Here is a 22917-nt window from a genome sequence, read left to right as displayed (position 1 = left end):
GCGCAGCCGAACGAAGGTCGCATTACGGCTGCGGGCCGTCCGTGGCTGGTCGCGCCGTTCCCCGCGCCCCTTTGGGGCGCGGGCTGGCACCCGGCGCCTCGACCAGCACGTCTCCCGCCGCGGTCCGCTCGTACAGCACTGACCGACCGGCCCGCCGCCGCTCCACCAGCCCCGCGTCCAGCAGCACCCGCAGATGGCGGCCGACCGAGCCGAGTGACTGGCCGGTGACGGCGACGAGCTGGGTGGTGCTCATGGGGGAGCCGAGCAGCGTGAGCACCGTCGCCCGCGCGGGCCCGACCAGCGCGCCGAGCCCCGCCGGGACCGGCCGCCGGTCGTGGTCCTCGGCGAGCACCCCGGAGCACGGGTAGACCACGGCGTATCGCTCCCGCCCCTCCCACGACACCCAGCCGCGTCCCGTCGTCACCGGGACGAAGGCCAGCTCGGCGCCGGGGGCGATCTCGCGGGGCGGGTACGCGTGCAGGTTGACCTGGAAGCGGCTCTCCCCGAGCCAGCGGGTCCAGGGCCGCAGCGAGTCCAGTACGGCGACCCAACCGCCCTGGCTCACCCGCGCGGTCCGGGCCATCACGTCGGCCTCCAGGACCCGGCGCCGACGGTCCCAGTACGGCCGTACGGTCTCCTCCCAGACGTAGGTGAGCAGCGCGGTCGCCCGCTCGGGCAGGTCGTCCCGCTCCAGGACGGCGGGGAGCGGCCCGGCCAGGGAGACGCGCAGGTGGGCGCGGGCCGCGTCGGGGGCGGTGGCGCGGACCCGGGCCACCGTCTCCTCGAAGGGCTCCCCGGCGCGCGGGGTGGGGCAGACGAAGTCGGCGATCCAGGACCGCAGCGCGGCGTCGACGAGCGGCCCGGTCACCGGGTCGGCGGCGAGGAGCGCGCGGTAGCCGGGCAGGTGCGCGCGCAGCCAGGTCTCCTCGCCCGGGTGGGTACCGGTCGCCCGGTGCAGCAGCCACAGGTTCGCGAAGGTCTCGGCGAACGGCGAGACCAGGAAGCGGCTGCGGGCGAGGGTGTCGGCGCCGATCAGCCACTGGCCCATGCGTCCCAAGTCCCTTCCGGCGCGCCCCCGATGAGGCCGTACGACCTTTCGCGTGTCGGCGAAAGACTAACGACCGGCCGGTGATCGCTCCGAGACTCCCGTCCATGCGCAGCTACCGCGACCTGTTCCGCACCCCGGAGTTCACCCCCTTCTTCCTCTCCTACGCCGCCTTCAACGCGGCCCTGACGATCGGCGGGCTGTCGCTCGCCACGCTGGTCCACCGGGCCACCGGGTCGCCGCTGCTGACGGCGCTGAGCATGTTCGGACCCCAACTGGCGCAGGTGCTGGGCGCGACCTTCCTGCTCTCCGGCGCCGACCGGTTGCGGCCCCGGGCGACCCTGGCCGGCACGGGACTCGCCTTCGCGGCCCTCACGGCGGTGCTGGCGCTGCCCGGGCTGCCGGTCTGGGCGGTCTTCGCGGTGGTCTTGGTACAGGGCCTGATCGCGTCACTGGGCGGGGGAGTGACCGGCGGACTGCTGAACGAGATCCTCCCCAAGTCCGGCTTCGTGCTGGGGCGTTCGATGTTCAACATGGCCTCGGGCCTGATGCAGGTGCTGGGTTTCGCGATGGGCGGCGCGCTCCTGGCACTGCTGTCCCCGCGCACCTGCCTGCTGCTCGCGGCGGCCCTGTACGCCGCCGAGGCGCTGGGCTACCGCCTGGGCCTGACCGACCGCCCGGCCCGCGCCAAGGGCCGCCTCTCGGTACGGGCGACCTGGCGCAGCAACGCCTTCCTGTGGTCCTCGCGCCCGCGCCGGCTCACCTATCTCGGCCTGTGGATCCCCAACGGCCTGGTCGTCGGCTGCGACGCCCTCTACGTCTCCTACGCTCCCGACGCCGCCGGCGTGCTGTTCGCGAGCGGGGCGCTGGGCATGTTCGCCGGTGACGTGTGGGTGGGCCGCTTCGTACGCCCCGCGCTGCGCCCCCGGCTGGCCACCCCACTGCTCCTGCTGCTGGCGACGCCCTACCTGCTCTTCGCGTTCCACCCACCGGTCGCTGTCGCGGCCCTGGCGGTATGCCTCTCCAACATCGGCTTCGCCGCGAGCCTGGTCCAGCAGGAACGCCTGATGTCCCTCACCCCGGACGACATGGCGGGCCACGCGCTCGGGTTGCGGTCCGCCGGGATGCTCACCATGCAGGGCGTGGCCGCGGCGCTGGCGGGCACGGTGGCCCAACTGACGTCCCCGGCAACGGGGATGACGGTGATGGCGACGGGGTCGATCGCGGTGACGCTGGCCCTAGCGGCGGCCGGCAAGCGTGAGGAACGACGTCCAGGTGTCGGGCGTGACGGTGAGGGCGGGGCCGTCGGTGTGCTTGGAGTCGCGGATGTGGATGGTGTGGGGTGAGGTGGCGACTTCGAGGCAGTTACCGCCCTGCTCGGTGCTGTAGCTGGACTTGAACCACTCAAGTGCGGTGCTCATCGCTCTCCTAGCAGACGATCCAACAGGTCTCTGGACTCCTGGGGGTTGAGAGCCTGTGACCGCAGCATCGCATATTTGAGTTCCAGGACGGACACCTCGTCGGGGTCGGCGATCATCCAGCCTTTGCGCTGGCCCTCGACGTAGGCGAGGTGCTGGTGGTCGAGAGTCTCGATGAGAACGAAGGGGCCGGAGAGTCCGGCGTGGAAGTCCCGGCCCACTGGCATGACCTGGATCGTGATCCCTGGCAGGACGGCCCACTCACGCAGGCGCCGCAGCTGTCCGCGGCGCACCTCGTCCCCACCCAGCCGATCCATGAGAGTCATCTCGGAGAGGATGAAGGTCGCGGTCGGTGGGACCTTTCGGGTCAGGACCTCCTGACGCTCGATGCGCGCCGTGACACGCTGCTCGATCTCGCCCTCGGTCAAGGCGGGCACCTCGTTCAGGAAGACCGCACGGGCGTACGCCGGGGTCTGCAGGAGGCCCGGCACGGCCTGGTTCTCGAACGACGACAGCGCCAACGCCTCCCGCTCCAGGTCGATGTACTGCTCCGCCCACCGCGGGAACAGGTCGACCTCGGGCATGTTCGCCAGCGCCACGCCCAACGCGCCCTTGGTGTCCAGGAATCCGTCCAGCAGCGCCGCCAGGTCCTCCTTCAGCGTCCGTCTGCCCTGCTCGATCGACGCGATGGTCTCCTCGTCCACACCCACCCGCTCGGCGAGCGCCACCTGCGTCAGTCCGGCCGCCCGCCGGAACGTACCGACGAGACTCCCGACCATCTTCACGGCGGACGCGTTCTTCCTCATCCGCGAGCTGCGGCTCTTGTTGCTCATGCGGAGGAACTGCCCATCAGAGGACGTACGTTCACCGGTTGTCACCCGTACAAGAATTTTGTACGGGCTCAACGGGGGCGAAGGGCCCGGGCGTGGGCCAGATTGCGGCGGGCGACCTGGGTGTTGGGGTGGGCGTCGCCGAGGACGTGCTCGGCCTGGGCGAGGACGGTTTCCAGGAGGGAGATGCCTCGTTCCAGGTCTCCGGCGTTGGTATATGCGCGGGCGAGCTCGTGGCGGGCGGTCGGGATGTGCACGAACTCGGCGTCCGCCATCTCATGTCCCCCGGCGTTCTGTTTCACGGTCCCGGTATCTCTTCCTGCCGGGGCGGCCAGCCCGGAATCACGTAAGCCGACTGGAAGTTGGCCACCAGCCAGTCACGGCCCACCCTCCTCATCAGCAACGGGAAACCCTGCGTGGACTCGTCGGCCGGAGCCAACACCACGATCTCGTAGTCGAGGCCGACGCGCCGAGGCGGCCCGGGGACGGCCCAGGTGTCCGGATCCCACCCGGCGTAGTGAGCGCGCAGCGCCTCGATCCTGCCGTCCAGCATCGGCTTGGCGAGCTCACGACTCGGCTTCGGCTGGGCCAGGGCCCTCGCCAGCAGGTCCCGGTCCTCTCCCTGGACCACGGGGTGTTCCGCGTTGGCGATGATCCAGTCCTGGGCGAGCGCCAGCCTGAGGTTGTCGTCGAGTCTCTTCCAGACCTCGGCCGCCTTCCATTTCCGGCGCAGGAGGTTCAGCCAGCTCTGAGCGGCGGCCACGGGTCCGTGCTCGCCGTAGTGCGTGTTCCATTCCGCGGACACGATGTCCTTCAAACCCAAGGAGCACGCGCGCAGATCGGTGTGGTGCGTGTTGTCGAGCACCCACTGGAAAGACCCCAACGCCTGGCCCAGGTCGCCGAGTCGGTGACTGAGAACCCCGAGAAGGTACACAGCCTGGGCCTGTTGTTCCCCGCGCAGCCGGGCGCAGGCGTGCCGGAGCTGGCGCAGGGCGTCCTCCACGTTTCCCTCCCGCGCCTTGGCGAGTGCCGCCGCGATCTCCGGGGGTGAGGTGACATCCTTGAACTGGCCGGGGGAGTCGGCTGCGGAGGAGAGGGAACCGAGGGCGGCGGGAACGGCGGCGGGGCTGGCGTGCAGGACTCTTACGAGCTTCCAGAAGTCGGCGTCCTCGCCCTCGCCGATCACGTACGAGGTGGTCAGATTCAGCGGTGTCGGGATCAGCCACTGGTCCTCCCGCCGGAGGACCACGGGCAGGAACTTCGCCTTGTCCTGCCGCCCGTGATACAGGTCCGCCGTGATCCATGTCCCCTCCCACCGGACGCCGGACCCGACCCCCAGCGGAGACTCTCCGTTGAACCGCTCCCGGTAGTTCGCCGTCACCACGACCAGCACGAAGTCGGCCTTGTCCAGCTCCCGCCGCATCCAGGTCGGCCATGAGCCGGGCGGCCGGTGCTCCTCGAACTGGTCGATCCAGGCGTCGACACCGGCCTCGCGCAGCCGGTTGGTGAGGGCCAGCACCGCTTTCTGGTGTCCCTCACTGTCGTGCGAGTACGAGATGAGCACACGGACTTCGGGAACGGGCACGGCCATGAGGTCAATGTAGGGGTCGCGCAAACGCGGAGGGAACGGAATCTCCCACTCCGTGCGGTTCCGTTGCGACAGGCACTCTTGACAGGCTGCGTACTGTTTCGCGACGTTTGAGCCTCACCGCACTCTGTGCGCGTGGCAGGACGCGGTAGACGCGTCGTGGGGGGAACTGGGGGGAGCGGTCGCCCATGCGATCCACGAGCAACTCCATGAGAAACCGGATCACGATCCACAGACCCGAGGAGCTGGGCGGAGAGCTCCGTGCGGCCTGGCACCGGGTGGCGGACGAGTCGCCCGACTTCGGAAACCCGTTCCTGGCACCGGAGTTCGCGGCCGGGGTCGGAAAGTACCGCGGCGGGGCGCGGGTGGCGGTGCTGCACGAGCACGGGGAGCCCGTCGGCTTCTTCCCGTACGAACGCAACGCCCTCGGCGTCGGCCGGGCCATCGGTCTCGGCCTCTCCGACTGCCAGGCGCTCGTCCACCGGCCCGGAGTCACCTGGGACATGGGGGAGTTGCTGCGGGCCTGCGGGCTGTCGGTCTTCGAGTTCGACCACCTGGTCGACGAGCAGAAGCCGCTGGGCCGGTATGTCACCGGGTCCTTCGCCTCCCCGGTCGTCGACCTCAAGGCCGCCGACGGCGACTATCCGCAGTGGCTGCGCGGCACCTACCCGGGACTGGCCAAGACGGTCCTGAAGAAGGAACGCCGACTGGCCCGCGATCATGGGCAGTTGCGGTTCGTGTTCGACGAGCGGGACCCGCGGGCGCTGCGGCAGCTGATGCGGTGGAAGTCGGCCCAGTACCGCCGCACCGGCCGCATGGACCGCTTCGCACGGCCCTGGATCGTCGCCCTCACCGACCACCTCTTCCAGATGCGCGAGGAGCACCTCACCGGCGTCCTGTCGGTCGTCTACGCCGGTGACCGGCCGGTCGCCGCCCACTTCGGCCCCACCTCGCGAACCGTGTTCGCCGCCTGGTTCACGGCGTACGACCCCGAACTGCGCTACTACTCACCGGGGTTGCTCATGCACCTGCGGATGGCGGAGGCGGCGGGACGGCGGGGCGTGCGCGTGATGGACCTGGGGCGCGGCGACAAGGAGTACAAGGACTGGCTCAAGACGCGGGAACTGCGCGTCGGCGAGGGCTTCGCCTACCGGCCCCACCCGGTCGCGGCGGCCCACCGGCTGTGGCGCAGACCGGTCCGGGGCCTCAGGAACACGGTGCTGGCGCACCCGCGGCTGCGGGAACCGGCCGACCGCCTGCTGAAGACGGTCGGCGCGCTGCGCGCGAAGACGCCCTGAGCGTCGCCTCGTACGGCATCTGAGAGCGCGAGACAGCTGCCGGGTGCCTCTTCGGAGATCCCTTCCACGGGACTCCGCCCCTCCATCACTCCTTGCGGGAAGAGGTGACGATGCCGTACGGATCGCGGCTCGCCGCGACGATGACGCGGCGGCTCGGACGGGAATGCGTCTACACGCCCTCGGCGCGACTGGCCCTCTATCTGGCCCTGCGGCGCTGGTGCCGCCCCGGCGCCAGGGTCCTGATGTCCCCGGTGAACGACGACGTGATCCTCTTCGTCGTCCTGGCGGCCGGCCTGCGCCCGGTCCAGGCCCCGGTGTCCCCCTGGGACGGCAACATCGACCCGGCGGCCGTCCCCGAGTCCACCTGGCGCGAGGTGGACGCCGTCCTGACCACGAGCCTGTACGGGATGCCGGACCGTATCATCCAACTCCGGGACCGGTGCGCACAGTTGGGCATCCCGCTCATCGAGGACGCGGCGCACGCGATCGGCACGCACGTGGACGGACAGCCGATCGGCACCTTCGGCACGGCCGCGGCCTTCAGCCTGTCCAAGCACGTGGCGGCGATGGCGGGCGGCTTCCTCGCGGTCGAGGACGCCCGCACGAGACGGGAGTTGGAGCTCCTGCGGGACGACCTGCTCACCCCCGCGCGGCTCACGGCGGACCTGGCCGCCGGCCTGCGCCCCCTGGCCCGCTCCACGGTCCGCGCCCTGCACCTCGTGCGCCCCACCTGGCGCACCATGCAACGCCTGGGCCTGATGGAACGCGACGACTTCCGGATGGCCCTGCACGCCCCGCGGCTGTCCCTCAGCGCGCACGAGGCCCCGAGCCTCCTGCCGTACGACCCCTGGATCCGCGTGGACCTGCACGACTACCGCGCCCGCCACGGACGCCTGCTCCGGGCGGGCCTGAACCTGCGCCTGAACCTGCTGGACGACAACCTCTCCCACCGCCGCCAGGGGGTGACCCTGCTGTCCGGCACCCCCTGGGCGTCCCCGGCGCTCCGGGACCGGGCGGCCCACCACGGCCCCCTCCCGCTCTTCCGGGTACCGCTCCTGGTGGAGGGCCGCGACGAGCTGGTGGAACGCCTGGTGGGCCACGGGATCGTCACCGGGTACATCTACGACCCGCCTCTGGACGACTACGCGGGCGCGGAGTTCGTGGAACCCTCCCCGGATCCGGGGCCCGCCCGCTGGTTCGCCTCCCATGTCCTGCCGGCGGACCCGCTGCTGGCCCGCATGGTCACCAAGGCCCTGACGAAGGAGCGGGTGGCCACCGCCCGCCCGCCGGCCCCGGCGCCCCCGAAGGCCGTCCCGGACACGACCCCGCCGGCGCCCCTCGGCCAGTGAGCGGGTCTCAGGCAGGACGGGGCACGATGCTCACCGCGCGGTAGTCGTACCCGTCCTGCTGGAAGCCGGGGGCCTCCCACTCCAACTCGACCTGCTGGCCGGGGGAGAGGGTGCGAAAGCCGGGGCTCTGGATGTCGGCGTAGTGCCCGGAGCAGCCGCCCGGGGTCTCGGGGCTGTCGAGCACGCCCCAGCCCTCCTCGTCCCGCCACTCACGGACCGTCGCGATCACCCTGCGGGGAACCCTCCGCGACCTGGTTCCCATCAGCGTACGTCGACGTAGTCGCCGGTGGCCTTGACCGCGGCGGTGGTGGTCGTACCGCCGAAGTTCCAGCGCCAGTAGCCGTCCTGGGAGGCCGTGACGGTCGCGCGCAGCTTGCCGGTGCCGTCCGTCGTGACTGTCTTGACCGTGGTGTACGTGCTGCTGTTCTTCGGGCGGAACTGGAGCTTGACCGGCTGCGAGGTGTAGCCGGCGTAGACGTACCGGTCCCAGTCGGCGCGGGCCAGCTTGCCGGTGACGGCGATGCTCCTGCCCTTGGTGACGGGCTCGGGCGAGGCGTCGACACCGAGGGTGGCGCGGCGCTTGACGGGGTGGGTGCCCCGCTCGCCGCCGTAGTAGTCGCCGTCCTTGGCCTGGAACTGGACGTACACGTCCCAGGGGCCCGCGAGGGTGTTGCGGGGCAGGTCGATGTCCTTCTCCAGCCGCACGGTGAGCTTGCAGCTGGACGTGGTCGAGCTGGTGGCGGTGCACGTGGGCACGCCGTGGAAGGACCAGTAGTCGTCGCCCTTCTCGCGCTCGATCGCCAGGAACGCGAGGTCCTTGCTGATGCCGGAGTCGTCCGAGACGGTCACCGCGATCGTGAACGACTCCGTGCGGGAGGTACCGAACACGATGGACCTGCCACCGTTGACAGACACCTTCTCGATCACCACCCCCGTCTCCGCCGCGTACGCCGCAGGCGCGGTGAGGGCGGTGCCGGAAAGGAGGAGGGCGCCGCCGAGAGCGGCGCCCAGGACTGCTGTACGCATGGATCCCCATCTTGCCTCGTGCCGGCCGCGGACCCTGGAACCCCCCAGGTCACGGGCACGGCGGGTGCGGCGAGGATACGGCATCCGCGCGTACCGCGGTCGTCCGTCAGCCGGGGGCCACGGCGCGGCCGGTCTGCGGGGAGATCATCCCGGCGCACAGACCGCGGGCGGCCAGTCCGCGGGCGATCCGGGGGACCGCGGCGAGGGAGTTGGCGGACCAGTCGTGCATGAGGATGACCTGCCCGTTGGTCAGCCGTCCGGCCGCCGCCACGATGGCGTCCGTACTGGCCCCGTTCCAGTCCTGCGAGTCGACCTGCCACAGGACCTCGGTCAGCCCGTACCTGGCCTCCACCGCCCGGACGGTGGCGTTGGTCTCGCCGTACGGTGGCCGGAACAGCCGGGGTGTGCCGCCGCCCGCGTTCGCGATCGCCTGCTGGGTGCGGGAGATCTCGGAGTCGATCGTCGCCTGGCTCTGCTGGGTGAGGTGCGGGTGGGTGTAGCTGTGGTTGCCGACCCACATCCCGGCGCTGACCTGGGCGCGTACCTGGGCCGGGTTGGCGGCGGCGTACTGGCCCTCGTTGAACATGGTGGCCCGCAGCCCGTTCTGCCGCAGCGCGTTCAGCAGGGCCGGGGTGTTGCCGGACGGGCCGTCGTCGTACGTGAGACCGACGTAGCCGGTGCAGGCGGCGGCCCGCGCGGGTCCGGCTGCATGGGCGGGTTCGGCGTGGACGGCTTCGGCGTGGACGGTGAGGGTGCCGGCGGCGACGGTCGCGAGGACCGCGAGCCGGGCGGCGAGAGAGCGGGAGGAGAGCCGGGTGCGGGTCGGCCGGCTCATGCGGCTCATGCGGCTCATGCTCAGGCCACCGTGATGCTGGAGCTGCCGCTGCTCTGGTAGCCCTCCGTCGCCATGATCATGTAGTAGCGGAAGCTGCCGAGCGTCATCCCGGCCCGCGCCCAGGCGTCGAAGTGGTTGCCGGTGGTGATGGACCCGCCGGTCCGCCGGGACTGCCGGACGCTCCAGTACTGGTTGAAGGTGCGGGTGCCCTCCACGGACGGGGCGTTGTAGCGGGTGGTCTGGTAGATGTCGTACGTGCCGCCGTCGCTGGTGACGCTGCCCTTGTACGTCCCCGTCGGCCGGTAGGTCCCCCAGTTGTCGACGATGTAGTACTCGACCAGCGGGCCCGAGGTCCAGCCGTACAGACACAGGTAGGCGTTCCCGGACGGGCTGAAGGACCCGGAGTAACTCACGGTCCTGCGGCTGCCGTTGGCCCACCCCTTGCCGGCGACGAAGTTGCCGGTGTTGCGCCACGAGGTGCGGTAGGAGCCACCGGAGGCGAGCGTCATGGAGACGGTGCCCGGGGCGTCGGTCCAGAACGAGTAGTAGTACCCGTTGTTCGTGCCGGTCTGGTTCGTGGTGACGACGGTGTCCGCGTGCGCGGTACCCGGCAAGGCCACCCCGGTCGCGACGGCCAGCGCCGTGGTCCCGACACCGCTGACGAACGTCCTGCGACTGATGCGGTTCATGTCGTTCATGTGCCTGCCTCCTCGTGGTCGAGTAGCGCGGTCATCGGCAGTTTTGGAGTGTCCCTGTCAGCTGTCAACGGTTTCGGCAATTGTTTCGAAACATTCGGATGCGGGTGGGGGTGAGGTGGGGCTCAACCTCCCAGCTCGCAGGGCACTTTGCGGGCGTGCCTCGTAGCCAAGTTGGACGGGTGTCCGTACGCAAGATCATCTGATGGATCGAATCTTTACGAATGTTTCGAAGCGCTTCCGATGATGCTGTTTCTGTAACCGATCCTGTTCGGACCGTTGACACCTTGCACACCTACCCCTACTGTCACGCCAATCTTGCGAACGTGTGACGGTATTTCGAACGTTCGCCGTTGAACCCTGTGTGCACGGCTCTGCCTGGAGTCCGGTCTGACCAGCCGTCACCCCCTCAATGACGAGAGGCACAAGGAACCATCACCATGCTCAATCGAAGAGCCGTCCTGGCCGGAGCGGCGTCCCTCGCCCTGACCCTGTCCGCCTGCGGCAAGGAGAACGAGGGCAGTGCCGGGAGCGGCTCGGGGGGCGGCACCGTCGGGATCGCCATGCCGACCCGGGCCTCCGACCGCTGGCTCATGGACGGCAAGAGCGTCGTCGACCGCCTGAAGGACATGGGCTACAAGAGCAAGCTGGTCTACGGCGACGACGACCCCAAGGCGCAGGTCGCGCAGATCGGGCAGTTGGTCAAGGACGGCGTCGACGCGCTGATCATCGCGGCGATCGACAACAAGTCGCTGAACGCTGTGCTCCAGCAGGCCGCCGACGCGAAGATCCCGGTGATCTCCTACGACCGGCTCATCCTCGGCACCAAGAACGTCGACTACTACGTCTCGTTCGACAACGAGATGGTCGGCCGGATGCAGGCCCGCCACATCATCAAGAAGCTCGGCCTGGAGGACGGCAAGGGCCCGTTCGCCATCGAGCTGTTCGCCGGCTCGCCCGACGACAACAACACCAAGTACTTCTTCGACGGTTCGATGGCGCTGCTGCAACCCTTCCTGGAGAACAAGCAGTTGGTCGTCCCGTCCGGCGAGACCGAGCTCGAGCAGATCACCACCCTGCGCTGGGACGGGCCCACCGCGGAGAAGCGCATGACCGGCCTCCTCGCCAAGTGGTACCGCGACCGGCGGCTCGACGCGGTCCTCTCGCCGTACGACGGCATCTCGCGCGGCATCCTGACCGCGGTCACCTCCGACGGCTACGGCACCGGCGCCAAGCCGCTGCCGATCGTCACCGGCCAGGACGCCGAGCTGGAGTCGGTGAAGTCGATCATCGCGGGCCAGCAGTCCCAGACCGTCTTCAAGGACGTCCGCCGGCTCGCCACCGCCGCCGCGGAGGTCGTCGACGACGTCCTCAGCGACCGGGACCCGTGGGTGGACAGCGCGGTCGCCTACAAGAACGGCGTCAAGGCCGTTCCCGCGGTCCTGCTCCAGCCGACGAGCGTCGACAAGTCCAACTACGACATCCTGGTCAAGGACGAGTACTTCACGGCGGACGAGCTCAAGTAGCGGCACGATCGACGACACCGCGCGCACGGGCCCCGGACCGGGATCGGTCCGGGGCCCGTGCGCGCGGTGCCAGGGGGCTGTCGCGGCTCCCCTCCGTCTCAGGCCCCCGCTGCCGTGGGCTCAGGCGGGTCCGTGCGGGTACGAGACCCTCTGCGGCTCGGCCGCCTCGGACACGGGACGCTCCTCGGACAGGTCGAAGAGGTTGCCCCGCTCGACCACGCACAGGGCCCAGATGATGAACCCCGACAGGGCGATCATCACGACCGACCAGACCGGGTAGTACGGCAGGGAGAGGAAGTTGGCGATGATGACGAATCCGGCGATGACCACGCCGGCGACACGCGCCCACGTCGCGGTCTTGAGCAGGCCGATGCTGACGATCACGGCGACCACGCCCAGAGCGAGGTGCACCCAGCCCCAGCCGGTCAGGTCGAACTCGAACACGTAGTTGCGCGTCGTGACGAAGATGTCGTCCTCGGCGATCGCCATGATGCCCCGGAAGATGTCGAGCAGGCCGACGAGGAAGAGCATCACGGCCGCGAAGGCCGTCAGGCCACCGGCCCATTCCTGCTTCGCCGTGTGTGCCGGAGCGGTGTGTGTCGCGGTCATCTCGCGCCTCGTTTCGTGTGATCCGGATGCTCAGCGTTGGGCGGCCCGGGCAGGGGAGCCCGCGGGCTCCGCCGGGCCGTGGCCGGCCAGGACCAGGTCCTTGGCCCTGCGGAACTCGTCGTCCGTGATGTCGCCGCGGGCGCGGATCTCGGACAGCTTGGCGAGTTCGTCGATGCTGCTCGGTCGGCTCTCGGCCGCGGTCTGCCGGATGTAGCTCTTGAACTCCTCCTGCTGCGCGCGCGCCTGGGCGACCTCCCGGTGGCCCATGTTCTTGCCGCGGGCGATCACGTAGACGAAGACGCCCAGGAAGGGCAGCAGGACGGTGAACGCCAGCCAGCCGGCCTTCGCCCAGCCGCTCAGGTCGTCGTCACGGAAGACGTCGACGACCACGCGGAAGAGGAGGACGAACCACATGATCCACAGGAAGAACAGGAGCATGCTCCAGAAGACGCTCAGCAGGGGATAGTCGTACGCCAGGTACGTCTGCGCGCTCATGTCTCTCCTCCGTCCCGGGCGTCGCCCGGCCGCGGTTGCGTGCTGTCCTCAGCGTGAACACCGCGGGGCCAGGTCGTCCTCACCCGATGCGGGTGAGTGTGCGGCGGTCCGGCGGCCCCGCCCGGAGCCCTCCGGCGCCGGATCAGCCGTCGCCCTCGCCACGGCCGCGTCGTGGAGCCGCCGTCCGGTACCAGGCGCTGGAGGCGATGTACTCGCCGACAGCCAGACCGGAGACGGCCACCAGGAAGACGGCGATCAGCCAGGAGAGGAACGTGAAGACCGGACCCAGGGGGCCGAACTCGGCCAGGCTGCGCTCCATGGCCGTGGGCACCAGCAGACGGGCGGACAGGCTCAGCAGGACCGTGCCGGTGCCGGCCAGCAGGGCGCCCGGCAGCAGGCCCCGCCAGCCGATCCTGCCGCCCAGCAGCAGATGCTGGGACCACCACCACAGCAGGGTCGTCGAGCACAGGGACAGCACCAGTCCGGTCACCGCGCCGACACCGAGCCCACCGCGCAGGGGCGCCTGGAGCAGCAGGAAGGCCAGCCAGACGAGCAGCCACAGCAGCCAGCGCCAGACCGCGGTCCGCACCGGGGCACGCGGCAGGTGCCAGCACCGCTCGCACACCGCCTGAAGCGCCCGGCTGAACGCCGTGGCCGACACCAGTGTCACCACCACGCCGACGGCGCCGGTGGTGCTCCGTGTCGTGCCCGTGGCCGAGAAGACCTCACGCAGCTCCTCCAGGGTCTCGCCGCGCACCCCCAGAACCGCCCGGAGAGAGTCGGCCAGCAGATCCTGCACTCCGGCGGGGGCGAACGCGGCCACGGTCATCAGCAGCGGGAGCGCCGTGAGGAACGCCTGTGCCGCGAGGCGCACGGCGCCCTCCACGACGTTGAGTGCCGACAGGCGGGACAGCACCCGGGCAGCGGCCCGGGACCGCAGCACCGCCGCGCCCCGCGCCGCCGTGCGTCCGCGGGACGCGGGCCGGGGTCCGGCTCTCCTGACCATGGCTCACGGAGCCGTCCGTCCCGCCGCGACGTGGGCCGGTTCGGCGGTCGCGGCGAGGGTCGCCAGGAGGAGCAGTACGGCCACGGCGATGCCGAGGACCAGGGCCACGGCCGCGACCGTGGGGTGGTTCCAGAGCACGAGGGTCAGCGCTCCCGCCGCGATGACGCCACCGACGGTCCATGCCCGGTGGTCCGACAGCCAGCGGCCCGTGGACCCGGTGTGCACTCCGGCGCGGCGCAGTCCTCGGCCGGCGGCCGTGGTGCTCCGGTCCGCCGCCGCACGGACGGCACGGGCGGGGCGTCCGGGACCGTACAGGTACGCGATCAGTGCCGTGATCACAGCGATGACCAGCAGGGTGCGCGTGCTGTCGCGCAGGAAGCGGAGGAACGTGTCGAAGATCGCGGCGGCCGCGTCGGTGGGCAGCGCGTCGGGCGGGACCGAGTCCAGATAGACCCGTCTGACGACGGCGAACGCGACGAGCAGGACCACCATCATCACGCCGACCCCGATCGAGGTGATCATCAGCATCACCCGGTGTGCCGGAGCGGTCCACACGGCGAGGGCGGCGAGTGCGACGGTCAGCACGGGCAGCCAGGTGCCGAGGACGTCCAGCAGCCGCATCGCGTCCTGGGCCTTGCCCAGCTTATCCGTCTCGAACAGCGTGATCGTCCGGTCGCTGTCCGGGATGGCGGCCGCCTTGTCGAACCCCGCGTCGACGAGCCGCTGTCGTACCTGGTCGACGACCTCTCCCACATCCAGCCGGACGGTCTCGCCGTCGGCGCTCACGGCGCCCTCGCGATCTCCGGTGAGCATGTTCACCACCGCTGCGTGCGAGCGCCGGTTGGCGCCCTCCCACACCTGCTGGAAGGCGTCGCCGGTGATCACGCGGGTGATGACACGGTCGACGACGGCGCGGACCGCGTTGCGCAGCGGACCCTCCAGGGACTCGGCGCCCTGCACGGCGCGGGGCGGTGCCCCGGAGTCCTGGAGGGCCTTGACGAGGGAGTCCGTCACCGCCTCGATGTCCGCGTTGGCCACCACCCGGTCGGTGAGCCGGTTGATGACCACCTCCTGCACGGCGGGCTCGGAGGCCAGCGGCGCCACGGTCTGCACGTACCGGTCGGTGTCGGTGACCGTGTCCTCGACCCAGGCCGCGACGACGGCCAGCGGAGCGAGCAGCAGGGTCAGCAGGAGGAGGACCGAGGAACCGGCCTGGCGCAGCCGCCGGTGGCGCACCGTCGCGTGCCGGCGCAGTCTCTCGTACTCCGCTCGTTCCTCGACGGTCATGGCGTGTTCCTGGTGCGGGGATCCGCCGGGGTTCGCCGGATCCGGGGTCGCGGCCGGGTTCATGGATGCTCCCTTTCCGGTGTGCCGCTCCGGCCGTGACGGCCGCCGCTCGGGAGGGCGAGGAGGCGACCGCGGGTTCCGGTGCGTGTGCCGCGCCCGCCACGAGCGGCGGGCGCGCTGTGTCAGGCGGCGGCGGAGTGCGGGCCCGCGAGGAGCGTCTTGCGAAGGGCGGCCCGCCACGCGAGGGCGACCGCCGCCTCGCCCAGGGCGAGCAGGACCAGCCACAGGCCGAGCAGCCGGGTCAGGGCGCGGGCCGACCCGGTCGGCAGCGCGAGCACCACGACGCCCGCGGCGACGGCGAGCACCGCGGCGCCCAGGACGACGCCGCGGTGCGGCAGGTCCTTGGTGGCGAGGGCCGTGTAGAGGGTGAGGATGCCGGACACCAGCCAGACGAGCCCGACGATGAGTGAGAGCGCGGCGATCGTCTGGAGCGGGTGGCGCAGGCACAGCACCCCGGCGAGGACGTACAGCACGGACAGGAGTAGTCCCGGGAGCCGTTCGTGCCCGCCGCGGGCGAAGACGTCCACGAACCGGAACGCCCCGCTCACCAGCAGGTGCAGACCGATCAGGACGGCCAGGACGTGCAGGGTCGCCTCCGGCCAGGCCAGTATCAGGACACCCAGCACCAGCGTCGCGACCGCCGAGGCCAGCAGCCAGGTCCAGGAGCGACCGAGCCGCTCCAGTGTCCGCGCCGGGTCGCCCATGGGTTCGGGGGCCGCCCCGTCGGGCTCGTGTTCTCGTCCGGTGCGCGATGCCGGACCACGCGACATGGTCATGGCTCCTCCTCGCGGTGATCGGGCGGTCGCTCCGGACGGCCGACGGGGCGGTGCTTGAGGGGCGGCGTGGAGGGACCGGAACCGCTCCAGGGTCACGCCGGTCGCCGGGGCGCCGGATCACCCATCACGGGTGATCGGCGGACGGTCGCCGGAGCGGGACGAGGAGACACGGCGCGGCGATGCGAGCACGGTCAGCCCGGACCGTGTCGGTCCACGCGGCACGCCGCCCGTCCCTCACTCCGGCAGCCGCCGTACCTCCACCACGCACAGTCCCAGTGACTGGCAGCGTGCCAGCAGCCCGTACAGGTGGGCCTCGTCCACGACGGGGCCGAACAGGACGGTCTGGCCGGCCATCACCACATGGCCCAGCTCCGGAAAGGCCTTGACCAGCGTTTCCGACAGGTGTCCCTCTACTCGGATCTCGTAGTGCATGAGCTGTTCTCCCCCATGCAGTGCAGGGACTGGTGGACCGTGGACCGTGCCCTTACCCCTGCGATCGTCCGCTTCCGTGCCCCTTTGGGCCTCACCCGGTACAGGTGACCGTCGCCCGGAGCCCGGAGCCCGGACTCAGGGATCAGTGGGTCAGTTTGCGCCACCCAGAACACCACGCCGGTGAGCAGGAGCAGCAGCACCAGCTCGGCGCGGGGAAACGCACCCAGGGAGCCCGCGCCGATCACCACGGAGGCCGCCAGCAGGGAGCCGTAGACGCCGCCCGTGTAGTCCGTGCGGACCCGCCGCCCACCGCGGGCGGCGGCCGGGTCGGTCCTGATCCTCGGCATGGGTGTCTTCCTCCCTCGTCAGCGCGCCGATCCGGTCGCCCCGGCCGCGGCGTCGGCATCCGGCCGCCGTGGACGGCTGTCCCGGGCGGTCGGCAGGTGGGGTGTGACCAGGAAACTGGCGAGCGCGACACCGCCGGTGGCCAGGATCGCCGCCTTCAGACCGGCGAGCTGGGCCGAGGCGTAGGAGTCGGTGACGGCCTCGACCTGGGACGGCGGCAACCCGGCGCGCTCCGCCGCCGAGCGCACCTGTTCGGTGGAAACGAAGGTGATCCCGGCGTCCAGGGCGACACCGACCTCGTCACGGGTCTGCGCGGACAACTGCGGATCGTCGCCCACCCGCGTGGTGAAGGCGTGCGCCAGCGCACCGATCAGGATGGACCCGATGAGCGCGGTGCCCAGCGCCGAGCCCAGGTTCTGTGCCGTGAACTGAAGTCCTCCGGCCTCGCTGCGTTCGTCCTCGCCGACGCCGGACTGGACGACATTGCTCAGCTGCGAGGCGAGCAGGCCCACGCCCACGCCCAGCAGGGCCATGGCACCGGCGAACTGCGCGTCGTCGATGACGGGGTCGATGGTGGCCAGCAGCCAGACCACGGACGCGGTCAGGACCGTGAGCGCCAGCCGGACCACCCGGCGCGGCCCCATCACCCGCCCCAGCGAGGACGCGGACAGGGAGGTCACGAGCATGGTGGCGGAGACCGGCAGCAGACGCAGGCCCGTCTCGAAGGCGTCGAACCCCTGCACCACCTGGAGGTACAGCGGAATGGTGAAGAACAGTCCCAGCAGGATGAGGTTCTGGCTCAGCAGCGTCAGCAGGCCCGACCGCAGCACCGGCCGTCCCAGCAACGACAGGTGCACCAGGGGGTCGGCGCCCTTCTCCTCCCGCCGCCGCTCCCAGGACCGGAACACGGACAGGACGGCCACCCCGGCGCCGACGACGAACAGCGTCGGGGCGAAACCGAGGACGGTGAAGGGAGGGTTGCGGGGCTGCACCCAGCCCCAGGTGCTGCTCTGCAGCACCCCGAGCACACCCAGGCCCAGTCCGGCCGCGGAAAGCACCGCGCCGACCCCGTCCAGGCGCGGGCGCGGGCCGGTCGGGGCGGGTGTCGTGATCACCCCGCGGCACAGCAGGACCACCGCGACGACCACGACCTCGCCGGCGAAGACCAGCCGCCAGGTCAGGTACGTCGTCACCCAGCCGCCCAGCAGCGGGCCGACCGCGATCCCGGCCCCGGCCAGACCGCCGATGACCGCGTAGGCGATGGCCCGGTCCCGGTCGCGGTACGACTCAGCGACAAGGGCGGCCATGGCCGGCAGCACCATGGCGGCGCCGAGGCCCTCGATGACGGACCAGCCCAGCGTGAGGACCCACAGGGTGGGCGCCACGGCGGTCAGGGCCGATCCGACGCCGTAGACGACGAGTCCCAGGAGGAACATGCGGCGACGGCCCAGGATGTCCCCGAACCTGCCGCCGATGATCATGAAGGCCGCCATCACCAGCGCGTACAGGGTGATGACGGCCTGGATGGCGGTCACCTCCGTGTCGAAGTCCTCGACCAGCTGGCTGATGGACACGTTCATGACGGACGTGTCCAGGACCATCAGGAACTGGGCCGTACCGAGGACCATGAGAGCCCGCCAGCGCTTCACGCCGTTCACCTCGCCGAGTTCGCAGTGCTGTTCAGGCGGCGGCGTCCATCTGCCGGTCGAGGGAGAGCGCGGCCGTGATCAGTGCGAGGTGGGTGAACGCCTGCGGGAAGTTGCCGAGCTGCTCGCCGGTGGGACCGACCTCCTCCGCGAACAGACCGGCGTGATTGGCGTACGTGAGCATCTTGTCGAAGGCGTACCGGGCCGGTCCGAGCCGTCCCGCCCGGGCCAGGGCGTCCACGTAGAGGAAGCTGCACAGCGAGAACGTGCCCTCGCTGCCGCGCAGTCCGTCCGGGGAGGCCTCGGGGTCGTAGCGGTAGACGAGGCTGTCGGAGACGAGTTCCTGTTCCATCGCGTCCAGGGTGGACAGCCAGCGGGGGTCGTTCGGCGCGATGAAACCGACGGAGGGCATGAGCAGCAGGGACGCGTCGAGAGTGACGTCGTCGTAGTGCTGGACGAAGGCCCGGCGCTCGGCGCTCCAGCCGCGCTCCATGACCTGACGCAGGATGTCGTCCCGTGCCGCGGTCCATCCCACGAGGTCGGCGGGACGGGCGAAGTCGCGGGCCATCCGTATGCCCCGGTCGAAGGCCGCCCAGCACATCAGGCGGCTGTAGGTGAAGTCCTTCTGCCCGCCGCGCGTCTCCCAGATCCCCTCGTCGGGCTGGTCCCACGCCTTGACCAGCCAGTCGAGCACACCGGCCAGGGACTGCCAGCCGTCGTACGGCGGCACCACGGCGGAGTCCTCCGCCCCGTGGGACAGAGCGAGAACGGCTTCGCCGTAGATGTCGAGCTGGAGCTGGCCGGCCGCGCCGTTTCCCACCCGTACCGGTGCGGAACCCTCGTAGCCCTCCAGATGGTCCAGGACCTCCTCCGGCAGGTCCGGGTCGCCGTCGATCCGGTACATGATCTGCAGGGGCTCACCACTGACCGTGCGCTTCGCGCGGACCCGGTCACCCAGCCAGCCGCGGAAGGCGTGTGCTTCCTCCAGGTAGCCGAGGTCCAGCAGCGCACCCACCGACATCGAGCCGTCCCGGACCCAGGTGTACCGGTAGTCCCAGTTGCGGCCGCCGCCGATCTGCTCAGGCAGTCCCATGGTGGGGGCCGCGACGGGCGCTCCGGTGGGCGCGTAGATGAGCAGCTTGAGGGTGATGGCCGCCCGGTTCACCATGTCCTGCCAGCGTCCGCGGTACTGGCTGCGGCGGACCCAGGCGTGCCAGAAGTCGCGCGTCTCCTCGAAGAGCGCCAGCACCCGCGCCTCGCTCAGCGGGGGCGGGAGGGCCTCGCCCGGTTCACCGAGAGTCAGCACGACGGCGGCGAAGTCGCCCGGCCCGAGGGACACCTCGCCGCGGACGTCGTCGCCGTCACCGTTCCACGCCACCGGGCCGAGCGTCTGGAGCGTGGCCCGTGAGCCGGGTGCGTCGAAGCGGATGGCGTCCTCGGCGAGGTCGAGCCGGTGGCCGGCACGGCCGTAGTCGAAGCGGGGGCGGCAGTGCAGGGTGAACCGGACCCGGCCACGGGTCACCCGCAGGATGCGGACCAGCCGGTGCCGTGCCGCGGGTGTCCGCGGGTGCTCCACCGGCATGAAGTCGACCACCTCGCCGACGCCGTCCTCCGCGAGGAAGCGCGTCACCAGCACGGCGGTGTCCTGCAGGTACAGCTGGACCGGCGGCCGGGGGGTGTCGGCGCGGACACCGAAGTGCCCGCCACGCTCGTGGTCGAGCAGCGAGGCGAAGACACTGGGCGAGTCGAACCGGGGGGTGCACAGCCAGTCGACCGTGCCCTCGGCGGAGATCAGTGCGGCGGTCTGCAGGTCACCGACCATCCCGTGATCGGCGATCGGGGGATAGGGTCGCATGATCTCTCCTTCCGGCGTCGTCCCGGTCGCCGTGCGGTGCCCGGTGCATGCCCACCATGGCCACGCCGGGCGGGGCTCGCCTCCCCCGCCGCGGGTGAGTCGGACCGAGGGCACACGGTGAGCTGATCGCGGGCAGGACGCCGGCGGGGAGCGGGGGAGTCACAGCAGCCGCAGGTCGCGCGCGCGACGCACCGCCTCGCCGCGCCGGTTCACCGCGAGCTTCCGGTAGACGCTCTTGAGGTGCGTCTTCACCGTGTTCACCGATACGTAGAGGTCGGCGGCGATCTCCTCGGTCGACATCATCCGGGCCAGCCGTTGCAGGACGTCGCGCTCGCGTCCGCTCAGTTCCACCGCCACCAGCTCAGCGGACGGCGCTTGCGGCCCGGACCGCTCGCCGTCGCCGCGTGGGGGCGGGCCGGGCGTCAGCCAGCCCGCTGCCAGCCCGCGCAGCGGGGGCGTGGCAAGGAAGGGCCGGAGCCACGGTCCGGCATCCAGGAACGGCCGCCGCAGCCGCTCGCGCCGGGCGTCGAGGAGCGCCTGCGCCACCAGCCTCCGGGCGGCGGCGGTGTCCCCCGCCCCGGCCGCGGCCTGCGCCCTCACCAACGCCGCCCTGACAGCCACCGCCGGACCCGTCGCGACCTGGGTGCGGATGCTGTCGAGCAGCTCGATGGCCGCCCCGGGGCGTCCTGCGGTGAGCTGGATCGCCGCGGCCTCGACGGCACACGCCGGCTGGTCGCCGGAGACGCCCTCGAGCATCTCGGCGGCTTCGTCCGGCCGCCCTTCGGCCAGGTGGGCGGCGGAGGCGATGAGCGCCTCATGGCCTGCCACCCAGGGTGAGGCCACGGCCGCGGCGACGGCCGGGTCCGCGGCCTCGACGGCGGCTCGCGCCTTGCCCCTGACCAACAGGAGGCGAGCTGTGGCGAGGGCGCGCCCCGCTGTCGCCACCGGGTCGCGCGTCTCCGACGGGAGGTGCGCCGTTTCGTCGAGGAGGGCCTGGGCGCGGCCCAGTTCGTGGCGCTCGACGGCCACCGCGGCCAGGACCAGCTGTCCGATACCGGAGCCGGACGGCTGGGGCAGGCCGACCCGCTCCGCATCGGCCACCGCCACCAGGGCCTTGCGCTCCGCCCGGCTGAGCCAGCCGTGCAGGTAGTCGATCAGGGCCAGATGCGCCCACGACTCCTCCCGGGGCAACGCGGTGGCCGCCGCGCGGGGAGGTTCCGCCACGGTGGCCAGCGCGGCGCGCGCGTCCTCGAACCGTCCGGCCCACAGCCGCGCCGACCCCAGGTGGGTCAGCAGCAGAGCGGGAAGTTCGGGATGCTTGTGCAGGAGGTCCTCCGGCACCTCCCGCCGCAGCGCCTCGGACGCCGCGGCCGCCCGCTCGGCCCGTGGGGGACATCCCGTCAGCCGGGCGGCCAGCGCCTCCAGCAGCGCACAGCTCAGCCGGGCGGCCGCCCGGCTGAGTGTGTCGCCCGACAGATGCTCCTCCGCGTGGCGCAGGCTCGTCAGACCATGATCGAGGTCGAACCGGGACAGGTCGCGGGCCGCCCGCACCAGGTCCGTAGCGGGGCTCCTGGCCCCGGGCTCCATGTTGGAGAACAACTGGACCAGATCGTCTGACCGCAGGCTGGTGAAGAGCTGTCCGATCGCCAGGTCGTCGACCAGGGCGTCCGCCGTGAAATCCCAGTCTCCGGCCGCGGCGCCGTGGGCGAGTGTCTCGGGCAGGAATCCCTGCGGCCGCAGCCAGCGCGCGGCCCGCCGGTGGAGTTCCGGTTCCAGGCCGGGCAGGCGCTCGCGCAGATGGGCCCGGAGTATCTCCCGGAACAGCGGATGGAGCTGATACCAGGAGTGCCCGAGGTGCTCGACGAACGCGTTGTCGCGGTGCAGCCCGGCGAGGATGGGTCCGGCGTCGGCTCTGAGGGCCAGGGCGTTGGCGAGCTCGGGACAGAAACGCTCCAGGACGCTGACGCGCAGCAGGAGGTCCTGCGTCTCCGCCGGCTGGCCCTTGAGGACCTCGGCCAGCAGGAAGTCGGCGACCGTGGTGCGGTCCGCCTCGAACTCCTTGAGGTAGAGCTCCGGGTCGGCGCTCTCCCGCGCCGCCAGGGCCGACAGCCGCAGACCGGCGGCCCAGCCCCGGGTGCGGTCCACCAGGGCGCCCGCGGCGTCGACCGGGAGGCTCAGACCGTGCAGCTCCAGCAGCGCGAGGGCCTCCTCGGGGGTGAAGGCCAACTCGGCGGCACGGATCTCCGTCAGCTCACCGGCCGTCCGGTAGCGGTGCAGCGGAAGCAGGGGTTCGGTGCGCGTGACGAGCACGAGGTGCAGGCCGTGCCCGGCGTGGCGCAGGACGAACTCCAGCTGCTCCGCCACCTCCGGGGCGGTCACGCGGTTGTACTCGTCCAGCACGAGGACCACGGGCCGGTCGCGCTCGCTCAGTTCGGCGGCGAGGGTCGCCAGCAGTTTCTGGTCCACCCCGGCCGCGTCCGCGGGAGCGCCGACCACGTCGGACACCGGCGCACCGCAACCGCGCAGGGCTTGCAGGACGTAGGCCCAGAAGACCCCGGGACGCCGGTCCCCCTCCTCGACGGCGAGCCAGGCGACCGGCAGCCGCAGTCCGGCCGCCCAGTCGGCGGCCAGCAGGGTCTTGCCGGCGCCGGCCGGCCCGTTGACCAGGGTCAACGGTGTACGCGAAGCCTGGTCGAGGTGCTGGAGGAGCCGCCGGCGCCGCAGGAACGTCGTGGGCCGCGCGGGCACGGCGAACCGCATGCGCAGGAACGGGTCTCCCAGGGGATCGGTGGACGG

21 protein-coding genes and 2 pseudogenes are annotated in these 22917 nt (G+C 71.4%); 4 read left to right on the top strand and 19 right to left on the bottom strand.

The features are described 5' to 3' along the window. Positions 1–22: 22 nt before the first annotated feature. Entirely contained in the window at positions 23–1048 is a 1026-nt protein-coding gene (locus tag ACZ56U_RS17555; protein ID WP_469084877.1) for an ArsR/SmtB family transcription factor, read from the bottom strand. Positions 1049–1152: 104 nt separating this feature from the next. Between ACZ56U_RS17555 and ACZ56U_RS17550 the strand changes: the two genes are divergently transcribed. Beyond that, entirely contained in the window at positions 1153–2391 is a 1239-nt protein-coding gene (locus ACZ56U_RS17550) for an MFS transporter (RefSeq protein WP_469084876.1), read from the top strand. Here ACZ56U_RS17550 and ACZ56U_RS17545 read toward each other — a convergent pair. The 4 genes and pseudogenes from ACZ56U_RS17545 to ACZ56U_RS17530 all read right to left on the bottom strand — a co-directional run. After that, positions 2362–2466 (bottom strand): annotated as a pseudogene (locus ACZ56U_RS17545) (DUF397 domain-containing protein); the annotation flags it as partial. The gene ACZ56U_RS17550 and the pseudogene ACZ56U_RS17545 sit on opposite strands and share 30 nt — an antisense overlap. Next, positions 2463–3296: a helix-turn-helix domain-containing protein gene (locus ACZ56U_RS17540; protein ID WP_469084875.1), complete on the bottom strand. Its 834-nt coding sequence runs from the start codon at positions 3294–3296 to the stop codon at positions 2463–2465. The pseudogene ACZ56U_RS17545 and the gene ACZ56U_RS17540, both read right to left, overlap by 4 nt. Positions 3297–3364: 68 nt before the next feature. Next, the gene (locus ACZ56U_RS17535; RefSeq protein ID WP_469084874.1) at positions 3365–3595 is read right to left on the bottom strand and encodes a tetratricopeptide repeat protein; all 231 of its coding nucleotides are present in this window, start codon (positions 3593–3595) and stop codon (positions 3365–3367) included. Continuing rightward, the gene (locus tag ACZ56U_RS17530; RefSeq protein ID WP_469084873.1) at positions 3592–4884 is read right to left on the bottom strand and encodes a toll/interleukin-1 receptor domain-containing protein; all 1293 of its coding nucleotides are present in this window, start codon (positions 4882–4884) and stop codon (positions 3592–3594) included. The genes ACZ56U_RS17535 and ACZ56U_RS17530 overlap by 4 nt, the downstream gene beginning before the upstream one ends. 185 nt (positions 4885–5069) lie before the next feature. Here ACZ56U_RS17530 and ACZ56U_RS17525 point away from each other — a divergent pair, with 185 nt between their 5' ends. Next, positions 5070–6179 (top strand): GNAT family N-acetyltransferase, encoded by a 1110-nt coding sequence (locus tag ACZ56U_RS17525; RefSeq protein ID WP_469084872.1) that lies wholly within the window; start codon positions 5070–5072, stop codon positions 6177–6179. Positions 6180–6289: 110 nt separating this feature from the next. Then, a complete protein-coding gene (locus ACZ56U_RS17520) occupies positions 6290–7528 on the top strand; it encodes a DegT/DnrJ/EryC1/StrS family aminotransferase (RefSeq protein WP_469084871.1) in 1239 nt (412 codons plus the stop codon). A gap of 7 nt (positions 7529–7535) precedes the next feature. Here the strand turns inward: ACZ56U_RS17520 and ACZ56U_RS17515 are convergent, their stop codons facing one another. The 4 genes from ACZ56U_RS17515 to ACZ56U_RS17500 form a co-directional block, all read right to left on the bottom strand. Next, entirely contained in the window at positions 7536–7790 is a 255-nt protein-coding gene (locus ACZ56U_RS17515) for a S1 domain-containing protein (RefSeq protein WP_469084870.1), read from the bottom strand. Then, positions 7790–8554, bottom strand: coding sequence for a hypothetical protein (locus tag ACZ56U_RS17510; protein ID WP_469084869.1), 765 nt, complete (start codon positions 8552–8554; stop codon positions 7790–7792). Before ACZ56U_RS17510 ends, ACZ56U_RS17515 begins: the two co-directional genes overlap by 1 nt. 106 nt (positions 8555–8660) lie before the next feature. Beyond that, positions 8661–9389, bottom strand: coding sequence for a polysaccharide deacetylase family protein (locus tag ACZ56U_RS17505; protein ID WP_469085060.1), 729 nt, complete (start codon positions 9387–9389; stop codon positions 8661–8663). Positions 9390–9409: 20 nt separating this feature from the next. Then, the gene (locus tag ACZ56U_RS17500) at positions 9410–10087 is read right to left on the bottom strand and encodes a glycoside hydrolase family 11 protein (RefSeq protein ID WP_469084868.1); all 678 of its coding nucleotides are present in this window, start codon (positions 10085–10087) and stop codon (positions 9410–9412) included. A gap of 437 nt (positions 10088–10524) precedes the next feature. On the opposite strand from ACZ56U_RS17500, the gene ACZ56U_RS17495 reads away from it, so the two are divergent. Then, on the top strand, positions 10525–11610 hold the full coding sequence (locus ACZ56U_RS17495; RefSeq protein ID WP_469084867.1) for a substrate-binding domain-containing protein: 1086 nt from the start codon (positions 10525–10527) through the stop codon (positions 11608–11610). Between the two features lie 120 nt (positions 11611–11730). Here ACZ56U_RS17495 and ACZ56U_RS17490 read toward each other — a convergent pair whose 3' ends face one another. The 10 genes and pseudogenes from ACZ56U_RS17490 to ACZ56U_RS17445 form a co-directional block, all read right to left on the bottom strand. Further along, a complete protein-coding gene (locus ACZ56U_RS17490; RefSeq protein WP_469084866.1) occupies positions 11731–12219 on the bottom strand; it encodes a DUF7144 family membrane protein in 489 nt (162 codons plus the stop codon). Positions 12220–12249: 30 nt separating this feature from the next. Beyond that, positions 12250–12714 (bottom strand): SHOCT domain-containing protein, encoded by a 465-nt coding sequence (locus ACZ56U_RS17485; RefSeq protein ID WP_469084865.1) that lies wholly within the window; start codon positions 12712–12714, stop codon positions 12250–12252. Between the two features lie 142 nt (positions 12715–12856). Further along, a complete protein-coding gene (locus ACZ56U_RS17480) occupies positions 12857–13720 on the bottom strand; it encodes a ribonuclease BN (RefSeq protein WP_469084864.1) in 864 nt (287 codons plus the stop codon). Positions 13721–13723: 3 nt separating this feature from the next. Next, a complete protein-coding gene (locus tag ACZ56U_RS17475; RefSeq protein ID WP_469084863.1) occupies positions 13724–15070 on the bottom strand; it encodes a hypothetical protein in 1347 nt (448 codons plus the stop codon). Between the two features lie 119 nt (positions 15071–15189). Further along, on the bottom strand, positions 15190–15843 hold the full coding sequence (locus ACZ56U_RS17470; RefSeq protein WP_469084862.1) for an HdeD family acid-resistance protein: 654 nt from the start codon (positions 15841–15843) through the stop codon (positions 15190–15192). Between the two features lie 234 nt (positions 15844–16077). Beyond that, positions 16078–16275, bottom strand: a complete 198-nt coding sequence (locus ACZ56U_RS17465; protein ID WP_469084861.1) for a hypothetical protein — start codon at positions 16273–16275, stop codon at positions 16078–16080. A 158-nt stretch (positions 16276–16433) separates the two neighbouring features. Beyond that, positions 16434–16622, bottom strand: a pseudogene (locus ACZ56U_RS17460) (hypothetical protein); the annotation flags it as partial. An 18-nt stretch (positions 16623–16640) separates the two neighbouring features. Next, positions 16641–18278 carry an MFS transporter gene (locus ACZ56U_RS17455; protein ID WP_469084860.1) on the bottom strand — a complete coding sequence of 546 codons (1638 nt, stop codon included), beginning with the start codon at positions 18276–18278 and terminating at the stop codon, positions 16641–16643. A gap of 22 nt (positions 18279–18300) precedes the next feature. Then, entirely contained in the window at positions 18301–20121 is a 1821-nt protein-coding gene (locus tag ACZ56U_RS17450) for a glycoside hydrolase family 15 protein (protein ID WP_469084859.1), read from the bottom strand. Positions 20122–20280: 159 nt separating this feature from the next. After that, a complete protein-coding gene (locus ACZ56U_RS17445) occupies positions 20281–22881 on the bottom strand; it encodes a winged helix-turn-helix domain-containing protein (protein ID WP_469085059.1) in 2601 nt (866 codons plus the stop codon). Positions 22882–22917: the final 36 nt, after the last annotated feature.

This window comes from Streptomyces sp. NPDC034103 (assembly GCF_055575395.1).
Note: the sequence above shows the minus strand (reverse complement) of the source record. Positions and strands in the feature narration are given on the sequence as shown.

Bases quoted from the DNA above. Each gene is read 5' to 3' on its own strand.
- ACZ56U_RS17555 (WP_469084877.1), bottom strand. From the start codon at position 1,048: ATGGGCCAGTGGCTGATCGGCGCCGACACCCTCGCCCGCAGCCGCTTC.
- ACZ56U_RS17550 (WP_469084876.1), top strand. From the start codon at position 1,153: ATGCGCAGCTACCGCGACCTGTTCCGCACCCCGGAGTTCACCCCCTTC.
- ACZ56U_RS17540 (WP_469084875.1), bottom strand. From the start codon at position 3,296: ATGAGCAACAAGAGCCGCAGCTCGCGGATGAGGAAGAACGCGTCCGCC.
- ACZ56U_RS17530 (WP_469084873.1), bottom strand. From the start codon at position 4,884: ATGGCCGTGCCCGTTCCCGAAGTCCGTGTGCTCATCTCGTACTCGCAC.
- ACZ56U_RS17525 (WP_469084872.1), top strand. From the start codon at position 5,070: ATGCGATCCACGAGCAACTCCATGAGAAACCGGATCACGATCCACAGA.
- ACZ56U_RS17520 (WP_469084871.1), top strand. From the start codon at position 6,290: ATGCCGTACGGATCGCGGCTCGCCGCGACGATGACGCGGCGGCTCGGA.
- ACZ56U_RS17515 (WP_469084870.1), bottom strand. From the start codon at position 7,790: ATGGGAACCAGGTCGCGGAGGGTTCCCCGCAGGGTGATCGCGACGGTC.
- ACZ56U_RS17510 (WP_469084869.1), bottom strand. From the start codon at position 8,554: ATGCGTACAGCAGTCCTGGGCGCCGCTCTCGGCGGCGCCCTCCTCCTT.
- ACZ56U_RS17505 (WP_469085060.1), bottom strand. From the start codon at position 9,389: ATGAGCCGGCCGACCCGCACCCGGCTCTCCTCCCGCTCTCTCGCCGCC.
- ACZ56U_RS17500 (WP_469084868.1), bottom strand. From the start codon at position 10,087: ATGAACGACATGAACCGCATCAGTCGCAGGACGTTCGTCAGCGGTGTC.
- ACZ56U_RS17495 (WP_469084867.1), top strand. From the start codon at position 10,525: ATGCTCAATCGAAGAGCCGTCCTGGCCGGAGCGGCGTCCCTCGCCCTG.
- ACZ56U_RS17490 (WP_469084866.1), bottom strand. From the start codon at position 12,219: ATGACCGCGACACACACCGCTCCGGCACACACGGCGAAGCAGGAATGG.
- ACZ56U_RS17485 (WP_469084865.1), bottom strand. From the start codon at position 12,714: ATGAGCGCGCAGACGTACCTGGCGTACGACTATCCCCTGCTGAGCGTC.
- ACZ56U_RS17480 (WP_469084864.1), bottom strand. From the start codon at position 13,720: ATGGTCAGGAGAGCCGGACCCCGGCCCGCGTCCCGCGGACGCACGGCG.
- ACZ56U_RS17475 (WP_469084863.1), bottom strand. From the start codon at position 15,070: ATGAACCCGGCCGCGACCCCGGATCCGGCGAACCCCGGCGGATCCCCG.
- ACZ56U_RS17470 (WP_469084862.1), bottom strand. From the start codon at position 15,843: ATGACCATGTCGCGTGGTCCGGCATCGCGCACCGGACGAGAACACGAG.
- ACZ56U_RS17465 (WP_469084861.1), bottom strand. From the start codon at position 16,275: ATGCACTACGAGATCCGAGTAGAGGGACACCTGTCGGAAACGCTGGTC.
- ACZ56U_RS17450 (WP_469084859.1), bottom strand. From the start codon at position 20,121: ATGCGACCCTATCCCCCGATCGCCGATCACGGGATGGTCGGTGACCTG.
- ACZ56U_RS17445 (WP_469085059.1), bottom strand. From the start codon at position 22,881: ATGCGGTTCGCCGTGCCCGCGCGGCCCACGACGTTCCTGCGGCGCCGG.